This is a genomic window from Janthinobacterium sp. UMAB-60 (genome assembly GCF_900095235.1).
In the GTDB taxonomy this organism is placed as follows: Bacteria; Pseudomonadota; Gammaproteobacteria; order Burkholderiales; family Burkholderiaceae_D; genus Janthinobacterium.
On the sequence record NZ_LT607510.1, the window covers coordinates 1 to 21,743 of the forward strand.

Annotated in this window: 16 protein-coding genes; 3 read left to right on the plus strand and 13 right to left on the minus strand. The window is 60.7% G+C overall.

Annotated elements, in window-relative coordinates; translation table 11 throughout:
* Positions 1–270: 270 nt before the first annotated feature.
* Positions 271–2,259 (plus strand): sigma-54-dependent Fis family transcriptional regulator, encoded by a 1,989-nt coding sequence (locus tag K0F86_RS26840; protein ID WP_257572402.1) that lies wholly within the window; start codon positions 271–273, stop codon positions 2,257–2,259.
* A 1-nt stretch (position 2,260) separates the two neighbouring features.
* On the opposite strand, the gene K0F86_RS26845 is transcribed toward K0F86_RS26840, so the two are convergent.
* The 7 genes from K0F86_RS26845 to K0F86_RS26875 all read right to left on the minus strand — a co-directional run bounded on the left by K0F86_RS26845 (position 2,261) and on the right by K0F86_RS26875 (position 11,841).
* A complete protein-coding gene (locus K0F86_RS26845; RefSeq protein WP_219137168.1) occupies positions 2,261–3,271 on the minus strand; it encodes an FAD:protein FMN transferase in 1,011 nt (336 codons plus the stop codon).
* A complete protein-coding gene (locus tag K0F86_RS26850; protein WP_257572403.1) occupies positions 3,261–5,363 on the minus strand; it encodes a 4Fe-4S binding protein in 2,103 nt (700 codons plus the stop codon). Before K0F86_RS26850 ends, K0F86_RS26845 begins: the two co-directional genes overlap by 11 nt.
* Positions 5,364–5,432: 69 nt before the next feature.
* Entirely contained in the window at positions 5,433–6,593 is a 1,161-nt protein-coding gene (locus tag K0F86_RS26855) for a porin (protein WP_257572404.1), read from the minus strand.
* A gap of 287 nt (positions 6,594–6,880) precedes the next feature.
* Positions 6,881–8,617 (minus strand): PQQ-dependent methanol/ethanol family dehydrogenase, encoded by a 1,737-nt coding sequence (locus K0F86_RS26860; RefSeq protein WP_257572405.1) that lies wholly within the window; start codon positions 8,615–8,617, stop codon positions 6,881–6,883.
* Positions 8,618–8,666: 49 nt separating this feature from the next.
* Positions 8,667–9,056, minus strand: coding sequence for a DUF779 domain-containing protein (locus K0F86_RS26865; protein ID WP_219137171.1), 390 nt, complete (start codon positions 9,054–9,056; stop codon positions 8,667–8,669).
* 53 nt (positions 9,057–9,109) lie between these two features.
* Positions 9,110–10,630, minus strand: a complete 1,521-nt coding sequence (adh, locus tag K0F86_RS26870) for an aldehyde dehydrogenase (RefSeq protein WP_099760759.1) — start codon at positions 10,628–10,630, stop codon at positions 9,110–9,112.
* 254 nt (positions 10,631–10,884) lie between these two features.
* Positions 10,885–11,841: a beta-propeller fold lactonase family protein gene (locus K0F86_RS26875; protein ID WP_219137172.1), complete on the minus strand. Its 957-nt coding sequence runs from the start codon at positions 11,839–11,841 to the stop codon at positions 10,885–10,887.
* Positions 11,842–12,045: 204 nt separating this feature from the next.
* Here K0F86_RS26875 and K0F86_RS26880 point away from each other — a divergent pair, with 204 nt between their 5' ends.
* A complete protein-coding gene (locus K0F86_RS26880) occupies positions 12,046–14,184 on the plus strand; it encodes a TonB-dependent receptor (protein ID WP_219137173.1) in 2,139 nt (712 codons plus the stop codon).
* A 54-nt stretch (positions 14,185–14,238) separates the two neighbouring features.
* Here the strand turns inward: K0F86_RS26880 and K0F86_RS26885 are convergent, their stop codons facing one another.
* From K0F86_RS26885 to K0F86_RS26905, 5 genes are all read right to left on the minus strand, one after another.
* A complete protein-coding gene (locus tag K0F86_RS26885; RefSeq protein ID WP_257572406.1) occupies positions 14,239–15,072 on the minus strand; it encodes an ABC transporter substrate-binding protein in 834 nt (277 codons plus the stop codon).
* A 24-nt stretch (positions 15,073–15,096) separates the two neighbouring features.
* Entirely contained in the window at positions 15,097–15,582 is a 486-nt protein-coding gene (pedF, locus tag K0F86_RS26890) for a cytochrome c-550 PedF (RefSeq protein ID WP_219137174.1), read from the minus strand.
* 131 nt (positions 15,583–15,713) lie between these two features.
* The gene (gene rtcA / locus K0F86_RS26895; protein WP_219137175.1) at positions 15,714–16,733 is read right to left on the minus strand and encodes an RNA 3'-terminal phosphate cyclase; all 1,020 of its coding nucleotides are present in this window, start codon (positions 16,731–16,733) and stop codon (positions 15,714–15,716) included.
* Between the two features lie 16 nt (positions 16,734–16,749).
* Positions 16,750–17,985, minus strand: coding sequence for an RtcB family protein (locus K0F86_RS26900; protein ID WP_219137176.1), 1,236 nt, complete (start codon positions 17,983–17,985; stop codon positions 16,750–16,752).
* Positions 17,986–18,186: 201 nt separating this feature from the next.
* Positions 18,187–19,758: an RNA-binding protein gene (locus K0F86_RS26905; RefSeq protein ID WP_219137177.1), complete on the minus strand. Its 1,572-nt coding sequence runs from the start codon at positions 19,756–19,758 to the stop codon at positions 18,187–18,189.
* A 205-nt stretch (positions 19,759–19,963) separates the two neighbouring features.
* On the opposite strand from K0F86_RS26905, the gene rtcR reads away from it, so the two are divergent.
* Positions 19,964–21,568 carry an RNA repair transcriptional activator RtcR gene (gene rtcR, locus K0F86_RS26910; protein WP_219137178.1) on the plus strand — a complete coding sequence of 535 codons (1,605 nt, stop codon included), beginning with the start codon at positions 19,964–19,966 and terminating at the stop codon, positions 21,566–21,568.
* Here rtcR and K0F86_RS26915 read toward each other — a convergent pair.
* A partial coding sequence (locus tag K0F86_RS26915) for a hypothetical protein (RefSeq protein WP_219137179.1) occupies positions 21,561–21,743 on the minus strand: 183 nt, incomplete at its 5' end. The genes rtcR and K0F86_RS26915 overlap by 8 nt on opposite strands.

The window sequence follows — 21,743 nt, forward strand, 5'->3', positions numbered from 1 at the left end:
CATCGTTCAGCGAGGGGGCGAATTATAGCCCTGCCCCGCGCGCCCCGCAAGGGCTATTTTTGCACCCCGTGAAACGCCCCTGGCACCGCACTTGCTTATACAGGCATATGCACTGTCCACTGAAAGGAGCAACTCTGGGCCTGGCAGCAACACCGGGGATAGTCCGGTTCGCTTTGCTTTGCTCCCATCTGTGACAGGTGCTACATTATGGAACACTCTCGATATTCAAAAGAGCGCCGCAGTACAGGGCCCAACGGAGGCAACGAGATCATGTATCAACCGTCAGCTACTTACCGTAGCGCACCGTTTTCGTCCATCGCGGACGCGAACATTTTGCCGGCAGGACAAGACAACGTCCCCGTCATCATCGAAACGTCCCATCAGCGCTCAGTCGCCTTTGGCCTGTCGCCCACGGCCACGCCCGACTTTACGCCGGCAGGCAAATCCGACCTGTCGCTGCTGATCGAGCAAAACCGCATGCTGCACACGCATGCGCTGCCCGCCATGGAAACCCTGTACCAGCAAATCGTCAACACGCACAATATGGTGATTTTGACGGATGCCAATGGCGTGATCGTGCATTCGCTGGGCGACGATGATTTCCTGGAGAAAGCCAACCGCGTGGCCCTGCAGCCGGGCGTGGCATGGTCGGAACAAAGCCGCGGCACGAATGCCATCGGCACGGCCATCACAGAGAAAGTACCGACCCTGGTCCATGCGGACCAGCATTACCTGGCCGCCAATCACTTCCTGACTTGCTCCGCGGCACCGATCACCGATCACCGGGGCAATGTCATCGGCGTGCTGGACGTGTCCAGCGATCAGCGCAGCTTTCACAAGCATACGATGGCCCTGGTGCGCATGTCGGCGCTGATGATCGAGAATCAGCTGTTTTCTGCCACCTTCGAGGACGCCATCACCGTGCACTTCCACGCGCGTCCCGAATTCATCGGCACCTTGATGGAAGGCATCGCCTCATTCACGCCGGGCGGACGGTTTTTATCCGCCAATAAAAACGGTTTGTTCCAGCTGGGCCTGTCATTCGCCGCGCTGCAGTCGCATACCTTCAGCTCACTGTTCGGCTTGCCCGTGTCTGCCCTGTACGAACATTACCGAACGGCCTCACCCGGTTTGCTGAACCTGTGCATGCACAGCGGCGTACGCGTGTATGGGCGCGCGCAGTTGCGCTTGTCCAATAGCGTCTTCCAGCACGGCTTTACTGCCAGCACCGACCATAGCGATATCAACGCCGTGCCGGCCCAAGTTCCCGCGCCGGCCAGCCATGCGGCCAACGCGGCGCGCCGCCTGTCCGGCCTGCGTTACCTGCGCACGGGCGATCCGCAACTGGAACTGGTGATCGAAAAGGTCAACAAGGTATTGGGGCGCGATATTCCCATCCTCGTCATGGGAGAGACAGGCACCGGCAAGGAATTGCTGGCGCAAGCCATCCATAACGACTCGCCACGGGCCATGGGACCGTTTATTGCCGTCAATTGTGCGTCCATCCCGGAAACCCTGATCGAGTCTGAACTGTTCGGCTATGAAGACGGGGCATTTACAGGTGCGCGCAAGAAAGGGGCCATCGGCAAGATTTTGCAAGCGAATGGCGGCACCCTGTTCCTTGATGAAATCGGCGACATGCCCTTCGGCTTGCAGGCGCGGCTGTTGCGCGTGCTGCAGGAACGCATGGTCACCCCGCTGGGCAGCAGCAAATCGATCACCGTCAACGTGGAACTCATTTGCGCCACGAATCACAACTTGCGCGAACGCATGGCCAAGGGACTGTTTCGCGAAGACCTGTATTACCGCCTGAATGGCCTGGTGGTCAAACTGCCGCCGCTGCGCGAGCGCACCGACCTGGACACGGTCGTGAAAAAAATCCTCGCAACGGAAGCGCCCGATACGCGCTACACGGTGGCGCCGGACATCCTGCGCTTGTTCCACCAGCATAAATGGCCGGGCAATTTCCGCCAGCTGACCAATCTCTTGCGCACGGCCATCGTCATGGCAGGCGACGAGCATGAAATCTGTCTGCGCCACATGCCTGATGATTTCCTCGACGATATTGAGATGACGCAAGCGACTGCCGCCAGCGCCAGCACGGACCGCATGATCGCCGCCGGCGCCAACCTGGAAGAGATGGAGCAAAGCGCAATCCTCAAGTCGCTCGATGCCCACGGCGGCAACGTCTCGGCCACGGCGCGGGCCCTGGGCGTGTCGCGCAATACGATCTATCGCAAGGTGCCGCATTTGAAATAACCTAGAGTAGGCGGGCAAAGCCGGGCGACATCGTGCGCCGGCCCTGCTTGTCGATGGTCATCAGGTCGACGCCGTCCATGCGCGCGGCCATCGCATGCGCACGTGCCGCGCCCGTCACCATGAAGGTGGTCGACAAACCATCGGCCAGCAAGCCCGTGGGCGCCAGCACCGTCACGCTGGCCAGTTCGCCCGGCGAATCGCCTTTCGAAGGGTCGAAGATGTGGTGATGCACGAAGTCCGGCGTAAACGTGCATTCGTAATCACCCGATGTGGCCACGCTGCACCCCTCCACTTTCAAGCTGGCCACCAGGATTTCCGCGTCGCGCGGGTCCTGGATACCCAGGGTCCACGGACGGCGCACGGAGCGCTGTCCGCGCGCAATGAACTCACCCGTGTCGAGCAGCGCGTGCCGTATGCCGCGTGCCTGCACGGCCGCCAGCGCCATGTCCGCCGCGTAGCCTTGCGCCAGGCCATTCAAGGTTAGCGCCATGCCGGCCTGAAGAAAACGCACTTCGCGGCTATCCCACGCCAGTTGCCGCCAGCCTACCCGCGCCTGCGCCGCACGACGCAATGCGTCCACCGGCACGCTTGCCTGGTCTGCCGCCGCGCGAAACAGCTGCCATAAAGGTTGCACGGTGATATCAAACGCCCCATCGCTCCATTGCGACAAGGCTTGCGCCTGCGCCAGCACGGCCAGCAGGTGCGCGTGCGGCCGGACCAGGCGGCCATCACGGTTCAGCTGGAAGACTTGGCTGCCCGGACTGTAAATGCTCATCAACCGGTCGATATTCCTGGCCGCATGCAAGGCGTCTTCAATCGCCAGTTCGGCTTGGTGCTGATCGTGGTGCAACACGGTGACGGCGATCGTCGTGCCAAACGCCAAGGCGGCGCCTTGATAAGGCCGCACGCCGGACGCCGTGGCCGTGCCGCGCGCCATGCTGCCAGGCAAGGACCAGCCCGCCATGCCGGCCACGCTACCGATCGCTGCGGAAATAAAGGTTCTACGCTGCATTGCTGCTCTCCTCTGCCGTGGCCCGGACGATGGGAATGGTACGGGCACGCTTGATTTCCAACATCAAGGGTGCGCATTTTTCATTGCTGGCGTAAATCACCACGCAATCCATGCACTGGAAACACTCGCCGTAATCAACTTTCCCGCTCGGCGCGATGGCGTGATACTCGCAACGGTGGCGGCAGGTCTGGCAGGGCGTGCCGCACTCCTTGCGGCGCGGAATCCAGTTGAACAGGCGAAAGCGTCCCAGCAGCGCCAGCGCCGCGCCAAACGGGCACAGGTAGCGGCAAAAGAATTTGTAGGAAACACTGCTGAGCAGCAGCAAGCCCACGGCATAGGTGACGAAGGGCCAGGCGCGCACGAAGTTCAGGGTAATCGCCGTCTTGAACGGCTCCAGCTCGACCAGCTTGTCCGTGATCTGGCTGGAAAACATGCTGCTGCCAAGAATAGCCGCCAGCAAGCCATACTTGATCCATTTCAAGCGCCCGTCCAGGCGCGGCTTGATCTTCCACTGCGGCAAACGCAGCCACTGGCCCAGCTTGCCCGTGAATTCCTGCAACGCGCCGAACGGACACAGCCAGCCGCAAAATGTGCCGCGCCCCCAGATCAGCAGGCTGAGCAGCACGAACGCCCACAAGATCACCGTCATCGGATCGAACAGGAAAAAGCCCAGGCTGCGGCCCGCCTGCAGCGCCTGGATGACACCCGTGATATTGACAATCGATAACTGCCCCTGCGCGTAGTAGCCGATGAACGCGATGGTAAACACCAGGAACAGGCGGCGTAACCACACGAATTGCCAGCCATCGCGCACCAGGCGTTTTTGCCAGGCCAATGCGCCGGCCAGCAGCGCCAGCCCGGCGACCAATAACAGCAACTCAGCCTTGCGGTTCTTCCACGTGCCGCGCCAGCCGGCATCGTCGCCTTGCGGTGCCGTATAGAATTCTGCCGGCAAGCGGTAGCTGAAATCGACGTTGCGGGCGATGCGTTCCGGATACACGATGCCCTTGCTGCGCGTGATGGGCATGGTGAACGCCAGCGGGCTGGCAGCATCGAGCCCCGCCTGGCTGATGACGCGAAAGACAGCGATATTTTCCGTCGGCAACGCTCCTGCATCAGACAACGTCAATTCCAGGTCCAGGTCGCGCATGTCGATGGGCAAGCCATCCTGCTTCAGCAACAGCCGGTCCGGTACGGTGCCGCGCACGAAATCGTCGCCCAGCACGCTGTAGCGCCCGCGCGACATGACGAGGATGGCGTGGTCGCCCTCGTCGAGTCGGTTGCGCAGCTTGTTCCAGCTGCGCTCCGTCAACAGATTGCGTCCCACCGTGGGCACGGAGACATAGGCCAGGTACAGGTCGATGAACACGCCGTCCGGCTCGCGCTGGGCCTGCGCATCGAGTCCCGCGCCATTGCTGCCGACAAACAGGGTTTCCACCTCCTTGCTGCTCAGGCGTACATGCTGGATCAAGCCTTGTTTGAGCATCTGTGCCGCGCTAAGTTGCTTGAACACCTCCATGCGGATGCGGGCGATCTGGTCGGGGTCGCGTCCTTGCGCGAAGCCGAGTTTTTTGCGCGACACTTTCAAGGCCGAGGCCAGCACGCTCTGGTTGATGATGCGCACGGAGGCCGTCGCCTTCGACACGCCGTCGATATCGGCATGCGTCGCATCTGGCGCGCGTTTCTTCCTGGCATCGATGGCGATATTCTGTTTCAGCGACAGCCCCTGATACTGTTTGACGAATTGAAACAGCGGTGCTTCACCGAGGCCGTCGAGAAACACGGGTTCGTGTTGCGACAGGACGGATACGTCGAGAAAACTGCCCTGCGGATTGATGGCGATCAATAAATTGACGGGCACGCCGGAAAAGCCGGGAATGGGCGCCAGGTCCACCGACTCAAACACGTAGCCGACCAGTTCGGTGGCCGTGGCGTTTTGCCGGAACATGGGCCAGACGGGCAAATCGGCTTCCTTCTCGCCCACGACGATGGGAGCAGGAAAGCGCCGTGCCAGCTCGGCCCTGGTGAGCACGCCCGCCCACGCCTGTCCCAGAATGAACAGGAATAACCAGCAAGCTATGACTAACCGCATTATCCGCCGCATTGTCCACATTCATTGCACTCCGTGCGGCGCCGCAGCTTACGGCGCCGCGTTCATTAATTAGAAGAAAATGATGCCGCCCAGCGACACGCCATTCATCTTCGCTTCGCCGCCCGTAAAGCCTTTCGAGCGCGTCTGGCCCAGTTCGCCCACCAGGGTGATCGCGCTGTTGAGCGAGTAGTACGCACCGAGGGTCAGGTTGGCGTTCGACTTCAAGCCGCCCGTGCCGGCCGTGTTGTCGTCGTTCTTGCTGATGCCGTAGGACAAGCCCAGCTTCAGCTTGTCCGTCGTTTTATACGTGCCTTGCAGCAGCCAGTTCTTCGACTTGGTATCGCCCTGATCCGCATCGGACAAGATACCCAGCCCTTTGCCACCCTGGAAGTTGAGCAGCACGCCGGCCGGGCCCATCTGATAGGAGCCGCCCACCTCCACGCCGCGCATGGTCAGGTCATCCACGCCTGGCGTTTTCGAGGTGAATTTTTGCGACTTCACGCCCAGCCAGGCTTTCAAGCCTTCCTGCGCATACGTCACTTGCGCCTGCACTTGCGGACTCGATTTCGAGGAATAGGTCGAGCCTGCCACGATGGGCGTGTCTGACACGGGGCTGACCAGCGCCACATCGACGCCAAAGCCGCCCGACTTCGGCGAGCTGTACATGATCTGGCCATAGTTGCCCAGATACGTGTAACCGGCGCCGATATGGCCCAGGGTCACCCGGCCCCGTTGAGTCGCCTGCACGGGTGCACCCGAGCCCAGCAAGGTCATGTCGGACAAAATCGCATTCGCGCCAAAGATGCCGTAGTCGCGGCCCAGCTTGAAGGTGCCCATTTCCGCATTGCCGAACGTGAAGAAGGCCTGGCGCACATCGACCACGCTGTTCTGGCTGATGGCGCTGTCCGTGGCCGTCGAGTTATAGATGCCGATCAAGGCTTTCACGTCGTACTCGCCCAGGCGCGAACTTGCCGAGGTGATCAAGCCATTCGGCAGCAAGCCGTTACCGATCGTGGTGCGGTCCTTCTCGCCGCCGCAACCGAGCGCCTGGCCGCCCAGCGCCAGCCCGCCCACCGCATCGCCCGAACAGGACACTTGCGTGTAATAGGCGTTGACGATGCCGCCCACCGACACCGTCCAGTCGCCCGCCTTGATATCGACGGCTTGTGCCTGCCCCATCGCTGCGATTGTCATGACACCCAGGCTCCCCAGCTTGCTCAATGTGTTCATTGCTTCTCCTCTTTCTTCTCTGTTTTTAGTGTGCACACCAGTGATTGATGTACCTCAAGCTTTGGCAATAAGCGTGCCCAGCACGGCTCAGAGGGAGAAAGAGAAAAAGCGTATTTAACGTGTGCAGCAGCGGATCAATTGCCCTGCACTGTGTTCATTTTTTGACCGCAAGTATGCGTAGCCGGCGTACAGGTAAACAAAAAACTGACGGCCTGGGCCGTCAGAAAAAAGAAAGCGCCCGGCGAACAGGGAGACACCTATCCGAGTGGCCCGGGCGTTTCACCCCCTTACTTCGATGCCAGCTTGAAGACCCACACGGAACCGCCCTGTTCCAGGAAGTTGACCTTCTTCGCCACTTCGCCACCCCACAGTGGCACGGCGCCACCCCAGCCCGATACGACGGCTACATATTGCGTGTCGCCATCCTGCCAGGTGACGGGTGGCGCCACGACGCCGGAGCCCGTCTGGAATTTCCACAGTTCCTTGCCTGTCTTCGCGTCGACGGCTTTCAGGAAGCCTTCCGGCGTGCCGTAGAACACCAGATTGCCGGCCGTACTCATCACGCCGCCCCACAGCGGCGCGTTGTTCTTGATTTCCCAGACGATCTTGCCCGTCTTCGGATCGATGGCGCGCATGGCGCCGATGTAGTCGTCAAACAAAGGCCGGATGGTAAAACCCGCACCGAGGAAGGCGCCGCCCTTCTTGTAGCTGATCGGCTCGTTCCAGATGTCCATGCCCCACTCATTCGCGGGTACATAGAACAGCTTGGTTTGCGGCGAGTACGCCATCGGCATCTGGTTTTTTGCACCGAGGAAAGCGGGCGCGGCAAACACGGTCGTGCCCTTCTTGCCTTCTTCTCCCTTGGTCGGGTCGCCTGGGCGGCCGGCGGCGATGTAATTCGGCCGTCCCGTTTTCAGGTCGATGCTGCTGGCCCAGGTGATTTTTTTCACAAACGGAAACGCGTTCTGCAACTTGCCCGTGTTGGCGTCGATGACATAAAAGAAACCGTTGCGGTCGGCCTTGCCGCCGTAACGCTTGCCATCCATGTCGAAGGTGACGAACTCGTTGGCGCCGTCGAAATCCCAGGCATCGTTGGGCGTGTTTTGATAGGCCCACTTGATCTGGCCCGTTTTGACGTCCAGCGCCACGGTGGACGACGAGTACAGATTGTCGCCGGGACGCAAATGGCTGTTCCACGGCGCCGGGTTGCCGGTGCCGAAATAGGCCAGCTTGGTTTGCGGATCGTAGGTGCCGCCCATCCAGGTCGAGGCGCCGCCCGTTTTCCACAGGTCGCCCGGCCAGGTCTTGTTCACCGTTCCCGAGATGCCATTGTCGATGGCCTTGCCATCCTTGTCGTAGCGGTGGCCCATATGGCCCTCTACCGTCGGACGGCTCCATACCAGCTCACCCGTCATCGGGTTGCGCGCCTCGACCCGGCCGACGATGCCGAATTCCCCGCCCGACACGCCCGTCAGCAGCAAGCCTTCGGCGATCAACGGCGCGGCCGTCATCGAGTAACCGGCCGCATAATCGTCGACCTTTTCCTTCCAGACGATCTTGCCCGTGTTCTGGTCCAGCGCCACCAGATAGGCGTCCAGCGTGCCGAAAATCACCAGGTTGCCATACAGGGCGGCGCCGCGGTTGACCACGTCGCAGCATGGCATGATGCCGTCCGGCAAGCGATGCTCATACTTCCACAGCTTGGCGCCCGTTTTCAGGTCGACGGCAAAGATGCGCGAATACGATGCCGTGACGAACATCTTGCCGTTATGAATCAACGGCTGCGATTCCTGGCCCCGCTGTTTTTCGCCGCCAAACGAGAACGACCAGGCCGGCACCAGCTTGGCCACAGTCTTGTCATTGATCTGCGTCAACGGCGAATAGCGCTGCCCCTGCGTGCCCATGCCAAACGACAGCACGCTGGCCGGATTCTTCGCCGTGTTGTCGAGCATGGCATTGGTGACATTGCCCACGTCGGCCGCCTGGACCAACGAGGCGACACTCAAACCGACGACGATTCCCATGATTTTTTTCTGCACAATCATCTCCCTCTGTTTTATTAGTATGTGTGTATCAAGTCTTGCGGTGCTCATGCGGCTGGGCATGCAACAGCGCGCACTCTTCATCGGTGAACAGGCGCGAGCGCGTCAGGAAGCGCTTGCCCGTGCCGTTGTCGAGTGAAAACATGCCGCCATTGCCATCGACCACATCGATAATCAACTGGGTATGCTCCCAGTACTCGAATTGCTCGAGTCCCATGTAAAACGGTGTGCCATTCAAGTTGCCGAGATAAACATCGGTGTCGCTGACATCGAACTCGCCCAGCGCATAGCACATGGGCGCACTGCCGTCGCAGCAGCCGCCCGACTGGAAAAACATCAACGGGCCGTGACGCTGACGCAACTTGTCCATCATTTCCAGCGCTGCATCGGTGGCGACCACCCGGGCAATTGCTGCACTCATGGCATCCCTTTCTGCGCCGCGCCTGGACTACAGGTGTGGCGCCTGTTGCCGGTTTAGAAGAAGCCCAGCGCTTTCGGGCTATAGCTCACCAGCAAGTTCTTCGTTTGCTGGTAGTGGTCGAGCATCATCTTGTGGTTTTCACGGCCGATACCCGATTGCTTGTAGCCACCAAACGCGGCGTGGGCCGGATACAGGTGATAGCAATTGGTCCATACGCGGCCCGCCTGGATGGCGCGCCCCATGCGGAAGGCGCGCGAGCCGTCACGCGTCCACAAGCCGGCACCCAGGCCGTACAAGGTATCGTTGGCAATCGCCAGCGCTTCGGCCTCATCCTTGAAGGTGGTCACGGACACGACGGGCCCAAAAATCTCTTCCTGGAAGATGCGCATCTTGTTATTGCCCTTGAACACCGTCGGACGCACGTAGTAGCCGCCCTCCAGGTCGCCTGCCTGCGTATGGCGCTCGCCGCCAGCCAGCACTTCGGCGCCTTCCTGGCGACCGATGTCGAGGTAGGACAGGATTTTTTCCAGTTGCTCCTGCGACGCCTGGGCGCCGATCATGGTGGACGAGTCGAGCGGGTTGCCCTGCTTGATGGCGGCCACGCGCTTCAAGGCCCGTTCGATGAATTTCTCGTAGATCGATTCCTGGATCAGCACGCGCGATGGGCAAGTGCACACCTCGCCTTGATTCAGCGCAAACATGGTAAAGCCTTCCAGGCACTTGTCGAAATAATCATCATCGGCATCCATCACGTCTTCAAAGAAGATGTTCGGCGACTTGCCGCCCAGCTCCAGGGTGACGGGAATCAGGTTTTGCGCCGCGTAACCCATGATCAGGCGGCCCGTGCCCGTTTCGCCCGTAAAGGCGATCTTGGCGATGCGCTTGCTCGACGCCAGCGGCTTGCCCGCTTCCAGGCCGAAACCGTTGATGATGTTCAACACGCCCGGCGGCAGCAAGTCGCCGATCAGCTCGATCAACACCATGATGGACGCGGGGGTTTGCTCGGCCGGTTTCAGGACGACGCAATTGCCGGCGGCCAGAGCTGGCGCCAGTTTCCACACGGCCATCAGAATCGGGAAATTCCACGGGATGATCTGGCCCACGACGCCCAGCGGCTCGTGATAGTGATAGGCATAGGTTTCCGCGTCGATTTGCGCGACGGAACCTTCCTGCGCGCGGATGCAGCCGGCGAAGTAACGGAAATGGTCGATGGCCAGCGGAATGTCGGCATTCATCGTTTCACGGATCGGCTTGCCGTTATCGATGGTTTCCGCCGTGGCGATCAGGCTCAGGTTCTGTTCGATGCGGTCGGCGATGCGGTTCAGGATATTGGCGCGCTCGGCAGGTGAAGTCTTGCCCCAGGCATCCTTGGCGGCATGCGCGGCATCCAGCGCCAGCTCGACATCTTCCGCCGTGGAACGGGCGATTTCGCAAAACGGCAAGCCCGTGATCGGCGTGATGTTAGGAAAGTATTCACCTTTTACTGGGGCAACGAACTGACCGCCGATGTAATTGTCATAGCGTTGTTTGAAGGGATTGGCTACGCCCAGTTTGCTGATGTCTGCGAGATTCATGTCGTCCTCTATCGGGTTAATTAGAATGGAATTGCTTTAATTAAAATCAAACGTCCTGGTACAGATGGGGTGAGTACACGGAGTCTTCCGCAAATGCCGTGCCAGCTCGCTGTCCCCCTACCCAACTTAGCGGGTTTTACCTCTGTTGCAAGGGCCTGGTCGCGATATCGGCGGGTTCAATTGCTGCCGTAGCGCGCCATCGCCGCTGCACAATGGAACAGGTGTACCAGACTGGAACACTTGTTCCAGCTTGCCTAACGGATCACCACGCCCCATGGCAATTCGCCCACGGCAATATCGGCCACCTTGCGCGCGCTGGCCGTATCGATGACGGAAACGCTGTTCGAGCGGCCATTGGCCACGTACAGCTTGCTGCCATCGGGCGTGATGGCCATGTTCCACGGGCGCTTGCCGACGGCAATGGTGGCCGTGACCTCGTTGCTGGCCGTATCGATCACCATCACCGTGCCATCCGCGCCATTCGAGACATACACCTGCTTGCCGCCGGGGTGGACCACGATGCCGTTGGCATTCTTGCCTGCAGGAACGGTGGCGACGGCCTTGCGCGCGGCCATGTCGATCACGTAGACGGCGTTGACCAGTTCGCACGCCACATAGGCGCGGCCCGAGTCCGGACTGAAACCGATGCCGCGCGGACGCAGTCCCACGGCGATGGACGCCACCTGGCGGCGTTGCGCCACATCAATGACATCGACTTGCTCGGCCTCTTCCGCACTGACCAGCAGCCAGCGCCCATCCGGGCTGAACACGGCATGTTCCGGGTTGCGCCCTTGCACCTTGATATCGGCGAGCAAGACGCCCGTCTGGCCATCGAGCAAGGTCACGCTATTGTTTTCCTCGACGGCCACGGCCACGTAGCGACCGTCCTGTGAGGCGCTGACGCCTTCGGGCGACTTGCCCAGCGCCACCGTGCGCACGGGCGTGCCGGTCGCGTTATCGATCAGCAACAAGGCGCTGCTGGCGGCGTCCGTGACAAACAATTGCCGTCCTGTCGGGTCGGCGGCGATGCCGCGCGGACGCTTGCCTGCCGCGATCTGGCGCACCACCTGGTCGGTCGCCGTGTCGATCACGCTCAAGGTGCCCGATTTTTCATTAGGGACATAGGCAAAAGGAGCGGCCTGGAGGGCGGTGCTGGCGAGCGCCGGCAGCAGCCAGCACACCTGGCGCAAGCGCGAGAATAAGTTGGGCATAATCACCTTTTTAATGGCAAAACACAGGAAAAGCGCGCGGTAGCGGCGCCTCTGATCATTGCTGCATGCAAACGCCGTGCCACGGACACGCGTATAATTTCCGCCCACCAATGGAGACATGGCAGGCATATTGCTTGATACAACTATGCAGACCTGCGCCGCGCACGCGACCAAGCAGGCTTTTATTCACATTGGAGAACCCGCATGCAGCATCGTTTCCGCTTGAACACCATCGCCAGCCTGTTTGTCGCCGGCAGCGCCACCCTCGCCCCCCAAGTTTTCGCCGCCGAGGCAGCTGACCTGGCCACTGGGCAACTCATGGATACGGTGGTCGTCAGCGGCAGCCGCATCGCCCATCCCAGCCAGGAAGTGCCGGCCTCGATCGACGTGGTCGACAGCGCCCGCATCCAGGATGGGCAGATCCGCGTCAACGCGTCGGAAGCGCTGGCCGCCGTGCCGGGCCTGGTCGTGCAAAACCGCCAGAACTACGCGCAAGACTTGCAGATCTCGTCGCGCGGCTTCGGCGCCCGCTCGGCCTTCGGCGTGCGCGGCGTCAAACTGATCAGCGATGGCATTCCTGCCAGCATGCCCGATGGCCAAGGCCAGGCCGCCACCTTCAACCTCGATACGGCCGAGCGCATCGAAGTGCTGCGCGGACCGTTCTCGGCCATCTATGGCAACCATTCGGGCGGCGTGATCCAGCTGTTTTCCAGGGATGGGCAAAATCCCCCATCCGTCGAATTGAATGTGACGGGCGGCAGCTACGGCACCAGCAAAGTGGACCTGACGGCGCAGGGCCAGGCAGGCGGCATCGGCTACGTGCTCGATGGTTCGCGCTTCCGCACGGATGGCTTCCGCGACCACAGCGCCGCCACGCGCGAACAGGCGTTCGGCAAGATCTCCGTCAAGCCCAATGCGGACAGCAAGCTGACCATCGTCGCCAACAGCCTGCACCAGGGCAACACGCAAGATCCGCTGGGCGCCACCTGGGCCACGTTTGCCCGCGACCCGCGCGCCGGCGAAATCGATGCGAGCGACACGCAAAACCCGAAACGCACCCTGGCCGAACGCTACAACACGCGCAAAAGCATCGACCACCAGCAAATCGGCGCCACCTACGAGCAATCATTCGGCGATGACCGCCTGCATGTGATGGTGTATGGCGGCAACCGCGACGTGATCCAGTACCAGGCCTTTACCAAGGGTTTCCAGGCGCCGGCCAGCCATTCGGGCGGCGTGGTCGACTTCCAGCGTCAGTTCTACGGCATCGACACCAACTGGCTGCACGTGAACCAGCTGGCTGGCGGCAAACTGAGCACCACCATCGGCATCGATTACGGCCGCTCCAGCGATGACCGCACCGGCTATGAAAACTTCATCGGCAATAGCTTCGGCGTAAAGGGCAAGCTGCGCCGCGACGAGCAGGATGTCGTCTCCAGCCTCGATCCGTATCTCCAGGCGGAATGGCAAAGCGGCCCATGGCTGCTCAGCGCCGGTGTGCGCTACAGCAAGATGAAAGTGGCGGTCGACGACCATTTCCTCGGTAATGGCGACGACAGCGGCAGCCTGGAATTCAGCCACACGACGCCGGTACTGGGCCTGCTGTATAAACTGACGCCGAACGTCAACGTGTACGCCAGCGCCGCGCGCGGCTTCGAGGCACCCACCCTGAACGAACTGTTTTACTCGGGCACGGGCGGCGGCTTCAATTACCAGCTGAAACCGGCCACCAGCACCAACCTGGAAGCGGGCGTCAAGGCCAGGATCGGCAACAACACGCATGTGAACGCCGCCTTGTTCCAGATCAAGACCAGCGACGAACTGGTAGTCGATCAATCGAGCGGCGGGCGCACCAGCTACCGCAATGCAGGTAAAACCTTGCGCCAGGGTATGGAAGTGTCGCTGGACTCCAACCTGCCGTATGGTTTCACGACGAAAGTGGCGCTGACCAGCCTGCACGCCGTGTATGACCAGGCGTTTGGCAGCGTGCGCGAAGGCAGCCGTTTGCCGGGCGTGCCCAGCGCCAACCTGTTCGCGGAACTGGCCTGGAAAGATACGCTGGACCGTTTCGGCGCGGCGCTGGAAAGCGTGGCCAGCAATCAGGTGTATGCGGAGGACAGCAACAGCGAAAAGCCGGCGCCCGGCTACACGGTGTTCAATGCGCGCTTCAACGCCAAACAAAACGTAGGGAATTGGCGCTTCAAGGAGTTTGCCCGCCTGAACAATCTTTTCGACAAGACCTACGTGGGCTCCGTCATCGTCGGCGACAGCAACAAGCGCTACTATGAAGCGGCGCCAGGCCGCAATTGGTTGTTGGGCGTGAGCGCGCAATACAGCTTCTAAAGAAAAAGCCCGCGCATCTTCCAATGCGCGGGCTTCGCCATCCAGCATGGCCTGTTACGGCCGCGCTTCCTTCACGCCATACTTTTCAAAAATGGCTTTCAATTCGCCGCTGGCCGCCATCTCATTCATGGCTGCCTGCAGCAACTTGCCCACGTCGAGCTGCTGGCGGCTGACGGCCAGGCCCACGGCCCAGCCGGCACGCGGCAAGCGGGCGAACGCCACTTCGCTCAAGGGGAAAGCGGGATCGCTTTTCAGCACCGATTCGATTTCCGAACGGTTCGCCAGCACGGCGTCGAGCTTGCCGGCCTGCAATTGCTGCAAGGCTTCGGCCGCCGTGTCGAAGATGCGCACGTCGTCGCGGTACTTGCCATTGTCTTCACCGAGCATCAGCATGGCGGCGATCGAGACCTTTTCCACGCCGATACGCTTGCCTGCCAGCGAAGCGACGCCATCGAACTGCGGCACGGCTTGCGCGCTGCGCGCCAGGCGCACGGTTTCCACGTAATACGGCGCAAAGATCTCGACCTTGTCGTTGTCAGCCATCAACTTCTTGTCGACTGGCACGTGCAGCATCACATCGGCGGGACCATAACCGAGGTAATGGCCTTTCCACACCATATTGCGCAAATCGTCGTTCAGGTTTTCGCCAGCGGGAAAGGGTAGCAAGCTCAGCTTTAAACCCAGTTTTTTGGCCAGCGCTTCGGCAATGTCGATATCGATGCCCGTGCCCTTGTCGGAAAACGGCGCGAACTCGTTATACACCGCCACTTTCAGGCTGCCCGACTGCTGCACTTTCTGCCAGTCGGCGCGCGCTGGCGCGGCTGCGCACAGCGCCAGGCAAGCGAGCGAAAGCATCGCGCGCGCGCCCGGGAGTTGGAATGAACGCATGGGACTCCTTGGTGATCAATCGACTCAGTTAGGCTCGCGGCGGGTTTCCAGGTAGGTCTTGATGGCCCACATAGCTTCTTGGTTGAAGACGCCCTCGAACGGCGGCATGTACACGGCGCCATTGCGTACTTTACCGTGGCGGATGGTCGCCAGGAAATAATTGTCAGTTTCCTTGTAGCAAGCCTGTTTCTTTGTCTCATTTTTGATGCCGAAGCAATCACGGTCGAGCTGGCGCAAGTCCGGCGCGATGCCGCCCGAGATGGCTTCGATGCCGTGGCAACGCGCGCAATTCTGGTTGTAGGCCGACGTGCCGACCGTCAAGGCCAGCTTGTTGCCCCGATATGGATTTTGTTCGAGCCACTTGTCGCCCACCTTGGGCAAGCCCGTGGTGTCGACGCCTTGCGGCGTGACATTGCCGTGCGCATAAGCATGCGGCAAGGTCAGCAGGGAAGTGAGGGCAACGGCGCCGGCGGCTGCCACGCCGAGCAGGGTACGGATGGAATAGGTCATGCTGGTCTCCTTGGTTTTTTTAGTCAATATCCAAGAAGAGCAAATGCCATGCCATGCGTACATGCCCCACATCCGGCCGCCCATGTATCAATTTGGAACAGCTGCAACAGGTATCTGTGTCACCACGAGGGTCAGGCGGCCACCACCGTGCAGATGCTGCCTCGCTCCTTCTGCTCGAAAGTAATACGTACTGGCAAAAATCGGGCAATCACCTCCGCATTCGTCAGCGCATGCTGCGACACCTTGTTGCAACTGAAAGCACCGCCACCGGCCAGCGCCATCGGCAGCAAGAGCTGGTCGGCCAGGTGCTCGCCCACGGCCGCGTCCGTCTTGAGATAGGCGCGTACCTCGTTCAACAGGCGCTTGGCCACGGATTCGGCCAGCAAGGACTTTTCGCCGAAGGAAGTAAACACTTCCGTGACGTGTTCATGCTCCAGCGTCAGCAACAGGACATTGCCCGGTCCCTGCTCCGCCGGCAAGCCGACGAGGCGCAGCTGCTTGCCGCTCCAGCCCATGACGCTGGCGACACGCTCGAGCTCGCGCTGCGCCACGCTCACGTGCACGCCCGCCACCACGCTTTCCGCATACCCGGCCTTGCGTTCGCCGCGCTGCAGCAGTGAAATGGGTAGCAAGCGCTGGCACGGTTGCACGGTGGCCAGCACCTCGCCACCACCTGCGGGATGAAAGCCATAGCGCTGCTGCGTAATCTCTACCTCTGCGCCCATCTGTTCCAGGATGCGGCCATACGCGCGCTGCAGGAAATGCACGGGCGGCGCCATGGCATTGTGCGTGCCGCCGCTGATGCGCACGGTGGACGGCCCATCCGCATGCAGCAAAGCCGGCAACAAGGTTTGCAGTACCAGGGTGCAGCTGCCGGCGCTGCCGATGGCAAAGCGGTAATCGCCGCCGCGTATGGGGCCAGGCATGAATTCCAGGCTCGCTGCGCGCAGCGCCACCGGCGTCGTGCGCGCTCCGCAAATGGCGGCCGCCGCCTGCACGGCCAGCAGATGCTGGCGCAGCAAACCGGGCTTTTCCCGCCCCGCGCGGATATTCGTCAAGCGGAATGGCTGCGCCGTGATCATGGACAGGCTCAGCGCCGAGCGCAAAATCTGTCCGCCGCCTTCGCCTTGCGCTCCATCAATTTCTATCATTTCTTCTTTCTCTCTGTTAACCTTTGACGCAAACGACCTGCTTCAGGATATGCACGACATCGACCAGTTCGCGCTGCGCCAGCATCACCGCATCGATATCCTTGTAAGCCATCGGAATCTCATCGATCACGTTTTCATCCTTGCGGCATTCCACGCCCTCGGTGGCGCGGATCTGGTCGGCCAGGTTGAAGCGCCGCTTCGCTTCCGTGCGGCTCATCGTGCGTCCAGCACCGTGGCTGCAGCTATGGAAACTCTCCGCATTGCCCTTGCCGCGTACGATAAAACTCTTGGCGCCCATGGAACCGGGAATGATCCCCAGCTCGCCGGCGCGGGCCGAGACGGCCCCCTTGCGCGTGACCAGCACATCCTTGCCGAAGTGGTGCTCCTTCTGCACATAGTTATGGTGGCAGTTGACGGCTTCCACATGCGTCTGGAACGGCTTATGGATGACCGTGCGCACGGCCGCGATCAGGTTCTGCATCATCACTTCGCGGTTGTTGCGTGCAAACCGCTGCGCCCAGCCCACCGCTTCCACGTAATCGTCGTAATGCTGCGTGCCTTCGGCCAGGTAAGCCAGGTCCTGGTCGGGCAGGTTGATGAAGTGCGTGCGCATATCCTGCTTGGCCAGTTCGATGAAATGCGTGCCGATGGCATTGCCCACCCCACGCGAACCGGAATGCAGCATGAACCACACGGAACCCTGTTCATCGAGGCACACTTCGACAAAATGGTTTCCGCTGCCCAAAGTTCCCAGATGACGGTAGTTATTCGTATTTTTCAGCTTCGGCGTTTTCAGGCAGATGGCGTCGAATTCATCTTTCAATTGCAGCCACGCGGCATCGACCACCGAAGGCGGCGTCTGCCAGGAACCTTCGTCACGGCCGCGGTGGCCGCGCGTCTTCAGCGACATCCCGTGCGGAATGGCGCGCTCGATGGCGCTGCGCAGTGGTCCCAGGCTATCGGGCAAGTCGCTGGCCGTCAGCGTGGTTTTCGCCGCCATCATGCCGCAACCGATATCCACGCCCACCGCCGCCGGAATCACCGCGCCCAGGGTGGGAATCACGCTGCCGATGGTCGACCCTTTACCCAGGTGGACGTCGGGCATGACGGCGATATGCTTGTAAATGAACGGCAGGGTCGCCGTGTTGCGCAATTGTTTTTTGGCCGCTTCTTCGACGGGCACGCCACGGGTCCACATTTTGACGGGACGGCTGCCTTCGGTATGCAGGACTTCGTATTCTTCTTTCTTCATCGCTTCTCTCATCTTGTATTTTAATCAGTACGACAACCCGACAAGGTGGGACAGGATTTTCTGCCAGGCTCACTGCGCCTGCCAGGCCGGTTTGACGCGGCTGATCGATGTAATCCTGTCGGCATTCGGGGCACTGCGGCGCATGACAAGGTTGGACAAGACGTCTGTTATGTAGTCTTGTCCGCATTCATGCGCTTTACTTCAACAAGCTGGTGCCGCGATATCGAAGGCGGCAATTTCTCCCACCCAGTGGGCGGGGTCCAGCTGGCCGGCGGCAAAGGCGGCCATGATCCTGAATACGTCGTCGGAAAAGCCGCCGATGTTCAGGATATCCTCGCGCTCCATCGCCTGCGTGGTGGCGTGCGGCGCAATATCGATGCACACCAGTTTCGCTTGCGGATTGCGCCGCTTGAAGACATTCCACTGTCCCATCGTCGCCGTGGCGCCGCTGCGTTTGGCGTCGATCCACGATTCGTTATCGGACACATAAATCACCAGGTCGGCCAGTTCCTTCTTGCTGTTCATGCGCAGCAGCGGCGCACTGCAATTGGTACCGCCACCGCCGATGGCCGCCAGCCTGGCCGCATTGGTCATCACGCTGTCATCCGCGCCGAGTCCGCACTGCACCACGCTGTGCTCGAACGGCAGCACCATCGCGTCCGGATTCCTGCGCAGCATGGCCGCCGCCACCAGCGCCGCCACATCGATGCAGCGCACGCTCGACGTGGCACTGCCGCGAAAACCGCTGACGGGCGAAGACATCGAGCCGGAAACGTCGGGACACACCACCACCCTGCCCGCGATCCGCGGCACGTTCAGCAGCGATATTTCCAGCGCCTGCTCCAGCGCATCGCGCACGATGGCCGGCACGTTCTCGCCGGCCGCCATGTACGCTGACATCAGCTGATACGGAAATACCCGTGCCCGGCCAATCGCCTCGGGATCGCGCAGCTTGGCAGCAATCAGCTCGGGCATGCCGGCTATCGCATACACGCCGTGGCGGCCAAAGGTGTTCAGATTCATGCGCACCATTTGCCAGCTGCCCTGGCGGGCGATCTGCGCCCAGTCCTGCGCGCTCAAGGGCAGCGCCGTCAGCATCTGGAACGGCACGTCCGGTATCGTTTGCGCCGGATCCAGCTTGTACGCCTCGAACGCGGTCAATATCGGCGGCAAATCTGAGGCTATGTATGCCTTGCCGATCAACCAGGCAAAAAGCGCCGCGCGCCAGGCATCCGTCGGTTTCGGGTGCACCATCTTGACCACGTCGGCCAGCGATGGCGCTTTACCGACGGCGGCGGCCAGCAAGGCCTGCTCCGAAGCGCCGTTCAACCATGCCTGCACGAGCTTTTTCGGACGCGATCCCAGCGACTTGCGGCCAATGACACCCGAACGCATGATCTGCACGAAGTTGCGCAACATCTTGCCATTGTTGATGACGCGTTGAAAAGCCGGCGCGAATTCTACAGCGCACTGCGCCGCCAGCACGGCCACCAGCAAGGCCGGCATGTCTTTCATGTAGCCCCGTTCGCGGCAATACACGGCCGTCTGCGCAATGAAGGCCGGCTCCACCGCCTTGCACAGCTCGAGCACCATCACCAGCTGCGCTTCGGCGCTCGCATAAAACGTCGTGTTCAGACAACCGGTGGCCGCGTATTGCGCCAACTGATGCCGGGGCGTCAGCGCGTAAGCTGGCGCGCCTTCCGCATTGCGTGCCAGCGCCGCTGGCAAGGTTGTGCTCTGTTGCGCGCTCTGGAATAACTGGGCGTTGGCCATTTTTTGTCCTCTCTGCTCTCTACGTTTATCTCGTTCCTATCTCCTGTATTGCAAGCGCTGTGCCAGCTTTAAACATTTCGTCAAAAACAAATATAAGCCATTGATTTTATTAAATAATATCCTCATACATGCTTTGCATTGAAAATATGTCGATCATTGTGATTTCGAATACAATTATCTTTTAAGATAAATATTTATCCAAATTATGCAAGCAAAACGCACCGTCGTCATCGGCTTTCTCGGCACGCAACTCGACAATGGCAGGGGAGCGGCCCGCTGGGAAAAGTGGCGGCCCAGCATCGCGCTGACCCAGCACGAGGACAAGATCATCGACCGTTTCGAACTGCTGTACGCGGGCAGCCAGTTCGACAATCTGGTACGCCAGGTATCGCAGGATATCGCCAGCGTCTCGCCTGAAACCAGGCTGATCGCCCACGAACTACCCATCAGCGATGCCTGGGATTTTGAAGACGTGTATGGCGCCCTCTACGATTTTGCCAATAGCTACCCCTTCGATCCGGACAAGGAAGATTATTGGATCCACATCACCACCGGCAGTCATGTGGTGCAGATCTGCATGTTCCTGATGACGGAAGCACGCTATTTTCCAGGCCGCCTCGTGCAAACATCGCCGCCCCGGCGCCAGGCTAGCGGCAATCCCGGCAGCTACACACTGATCGACCTCGATCTGTCGCGCTACGATCAGATCGCCCAGCGTTTTACGCGCGAACAGGCCGAAGGCGTGGCCTTCCTGAAGTCCGGCATCGCCACACGCAATGCAAAGTTCAATGGCATGATCGAGGAAATCGAGCGCGTCGCCATCAAATCGAAGGCCCCAATGCTGCTGATGGGACCGACCGGTGCCGGCAAATCCTTCCTCGCGCGCCGCGTGTATGAACTGAAAAAATCGCGCCACCAGATCGACGGCAAATTCATCGACCTCAATTGCGCCACCTTGCATGGCGACGGCGCCGCGTCCACCCTGTTCGGCCATATCAAGGGCGCCTTCACGGGCGCGGGAGCGGATCGACCCGGCTTGCTGCGCAGCGCGCACAAGGGCTTGCTGTTTCTCGATGAAATTGGTGAACTGGGGCTCGACGAGCAGGCGATGCTGCTGAAAGCCATTGAGGAAAAACGCTTTTTCCCCGTCGGTGCCGATACGGAAGTGCAGAGCGACTTCCAACTGATCGCTGGCACCAACCGAGACCTGGGAAAAGAAGTGGCGGCCGGCCGCTTCCGCGAAGACCTGTATGCGCGCATCAACCTGTGGACCTACGAATTACCGGGCCTGGCGCAGCGGCCGGAAGACATCGAGCCGAACCTGGAATACCTGCTGGCGCAATACAGCGCCGAGACGGGGGAGCGTGTGCGCTTCAACAAGGAGGCGCGCGAACGCTTCATGCGCTTCGCCGCCCTGCCCACCTCAGCATGGAAAGGCAATTTCCGCGACCTGTCGGCCGCTGTCACGCGCCTGGCCACCCTGTCGGAAGCGGGGCGCATCACGGATAGTGTCGTCGACGAAGAGATCAAGCGCCTGCAGCGGATGTGGCAACATCATGGTGGGCGAAGCGATAGTGCGGAAGTGGACCTGACAGCGATCATGGGAGAGCAGGCGACTTCGCAACTCGATCTGTTCGATGCGCTGCAGCTGCAGGCAGTCATCCAGGTGAGCCGGCAGTCAAACAGCCTGTCCGATGCGGGCCGCACATTGTATGCCATCTCGCGCAAGGCAAAGGCGAAACCAAATGATGCGGACCGGCTCAAGAAATTCCTGGCCCGCTTTGACCTGGAATGGGACAATATTAGATGACAAAGGCAGCGCACAGCGCTGTCTTTTTTTCGTCCCGCATTCCCCCAACGGCGAAGTAGCGGGATCGGCGTAGGTCGGCGTAGGTCGGCTTAGCGCAACGCGCGTAAGCCGACAGCCACCACCAGCGCCCAACCGCCAGACGAAAAAAAACCCGACCATTGCTGATCGGGTTTTT

What these genes read in the sequence shown, in the direction of transcription:
- pedF (WP_219137174.1), bottom strand. Translation starts at nt 15,582, where the DNA reads ATGACCTATTCCATCCGTACCCTGCTCGGCGTGGCAGCCGCCGGCGCC.
- K0F86_RS26845 (WP_219137168.1), bottom strand. Translation starts at nt 3,271, where the DNA reads ATGCAGCGTAGAACCTTTATTTCCGCAGCGATCGGTAGCGTGGCCGGC.
- K0F86_RS26840 (WP_257572402.1), top strand. Translation starts at nt 271, where the DNA reads ATGTATCAACCGTCAGCTACTTACCGTAGCGCACCGTTTTCGTCCATC.
- K0F86_RS26880 (WP_219137173.1), top strand. Translation starts at nt 12,046, where the DNA reads ATGCAGCATCGTTTCCGCTTGAACACCATCGCCAGCCTGTTTGTCGCC.
- K0F86_RS26850 (WP_257572403.1), bottom strand. Translation starts at nt 5,363, where the DNA reads ATGCGGTTAGTCATAGCTTGCTGGTTATTCCTGTTCATTCTGGGACAG.
- K0F86_RS26855 (WP_257572404.1), bottom strand. Translation starts at nt 6,593, where the DNA reads ATGAACACATTGAGCAAGCTGGGGAGCCTGGGTGTCATGACAATCGCA.
- K0F86_RS26900 (WP_219137176.1), bottom strand. Translation starts at nt 17,985, where the DNA reads ATGAAGAAAGAAGAATACGAAGTCCTGCATACCGAAGGCAGCCGTCCC.
- rtcA (WP_219137175.1), bottom strand. Translation starts at nt 16,733, where the DNA reads ATGATAGAAATTGATGGAGCGCAAGGCGAAGGCGGCGGACAGATTTTG.
- rtcR (WP_219137178.1), top strand. Translation starts at nt 19,964, where the DNA reads ATGCAAGCAAAACGCACCGTCGTCATCGGCTTTCTCGGCACGCAACTC.
- K0F86_RS26905 (WP_219137177.1), bottom strand. Translation starts at nt 19,758, where the DNA reads ATGGCCAACGCCCAGTTATTCCAGAGCGCGCAACAGAGCACAACCTTG.
- adh (WP_099760759.1), bottom strand. Translation starts at nt 10,630, where the DNA reads ATGAATCTCGCAGACATCAGCAAACTGGGCGTAGCCAATCCCTTCAAA.
- K0F86_RS26875 (WP_219137172.1), bottom strand. Translation starts at nt 11,841, where the DNA reads ATGCCCAACTTATTCTCGCGCTTGCGCCAGGTGTGCTGGCTGCTGCCG.
- K0F86_RS26885 (WP_257572406.1), bottom strand. Translation starts at nt 15,072, where the DNA reads ATGCGTTCATTCCAACTCCCGGGCGCGCGCGCGATGCTTTCGCTCGCT.
- K0F86_RS26860 (WP_257572405.1), bottom strand. Translation starts at nt 8,617, where the DNA reads ATGGGAATCGTCGTCGGTTTGAGTGTCGCCTCGTTGGTCCAGGCGGCC.
- K0F86_RS26865 (WP_219137171.1), bottom strand. Translation starts at nt 9,056, where the DNA reads ATGAGTGCAGCAATTGCCCGGGTGGTCGCCACCGATGCAGCGCTGGAA.